Genomic DNA, 1,506 nt, shown 5'->3' with positions numbered 1-1,506 from the left:
ATGACAAAGTCATCGGGCATTATCTGAACATAAAACACTATCAATAAGTTGGAGTTATTACCATGATAATAGTGTCTCGTTGTGTCTGGATAAGCGGATATAACGGCGTTCACCGGTATTTCTTTAATTAAAAAAATGATGTGTATGACTGATTTGTCTTGTGATAAATATCCTTAACAGACGGCGAGCTCGTCCGCCCATTTTGTTGCGGCCTGCATGGTTTCTATAACAGTGAACTCGCTGATATTGAGGGTATTACATATTTTCGCGGTTTCCTCCCAGTTAAGTTTCTCATAACATAACGACAGGGTCAGTATGTCAAAAAGTTCACCTTTATGTTCACAAAGCGCGGCAGTTACGTTTTGCGGGATTGAAATCTGTTTAATTAAATCGTCCATGGGGAGTTCAAGAATGACATCCAGCAATGAAAACAGACCGCATATAAATGCGTTATAGGATAATGAAACATTATTTATTTTTTCGGCAATTAATTCGCAGAATTTTCCGCGAACCATGCTCAGATGATAAAGTTCACTGATGCCGGAACGCCCCATATTTGAAAGGGCGGCCACCGCAACAAACCGCCGGAGTTCTTTGCCCCCCATATACATCAGCATTTCTTTCAGGGTAAGATTGTCCGCCTGAATTATGCCATGTGATTTAAACAGCATGTTTCTGACGTAGCGCATGATTTTATATGACAGCGTCAGATCGGTTTTAAGCAGACGTTCGACCGCGGCAAAGTCCGGGTTTTCCCTGTTCACCTCCATCATCAGCCTGGAGAGTGGCAGGGGGTTCTGGGAAAGGCATTTATTTCTGAGGATTTCCGGGCGACTGAAGAAAAATCCCTGGAAAAGCGCGAAACCCGCCCGGCTGTAAAGCTCAAACTCGTCCCTTGTTTCCACTTTTTCAGCAAGGAATTTTATGCCCTGCAGAAGCTGACTTTTTCTGTGGATATATTGCCGGATATCTTCATAGTCATTGTCTCTGACATCAAATTTGATGACAGAAATATACTGCATAAAGCGGTCCCATTCATCATCCATCGTGAAATCATCGAGCGCAAGCTGGTAACCCCTGTCGTGCATATCCTTTACGGCACAGAAAAGCGCATCATCCGGGACTGCATTTTCCAGAATTTCGATGACCACTTTTTCATTCGGCAGCGTATCGCCCAGTCCGTTAATGATCATCTGGTGCGGCACATTAATAAAAGAACTGTGATTGTTGGCTATACGGGGAACAGGGATGCATAAAAACTGGTCAGAAATCATTCTGGACGTGGCGTATTCTGGTGAAACATCGGGAAAGGCATTGTTCATTCCGTCCCTGAAAAGCAGCTCATAAGCGACGGTCTGCATTTTTGTGTCAAAAATAGGCTGGCGTGCGATAAATGAATACATATTCCCGGTCCCCAGGTCAGCGTTATAATTTTTAGAAATGTAACCTTTCCAGGCACTGTTGCAAAGTTAGCGATGAGGCAGCCTTTTGTCTTATTCAAAGGCC

Annotated in this window: 1 protein-coding gene; it reads right to left on the bottom strand. The window is 43.6% G+C overall.

Annotated elements, in window-relative coordinates; genetic code table 11:
- Positions 1 to 173: 173 nt before the first annotated feature.
- A complete protein-coding gene (locus ACSVHP_RS22930; RefSeq protein ID WP_000286799.1) occupies positions 174 to 1,403 on the bottom strand; it encodes an EAL and HDOD domain-containing protein in 1,230 nt (409 codons plus the stop codon).
- Positions 1,404 to 1,506: the final 103 nt, after the last annotated feature.

This window comes from Enterobacter sp. 186315, assembly GCF_053290175.1.
This window is presented reverse-complemented; position numbering and strand designations above follow the sequence as displayed.

Coding starts and splice junctions, on each gene's coding strand:
- ACSVHP_RS22930 (WP_000286799.1), bottom strand. CDS start 1,403: ATGTATTCATTTATCGCACGCCAGCCTATTTTTGACACAAAAATGCAG.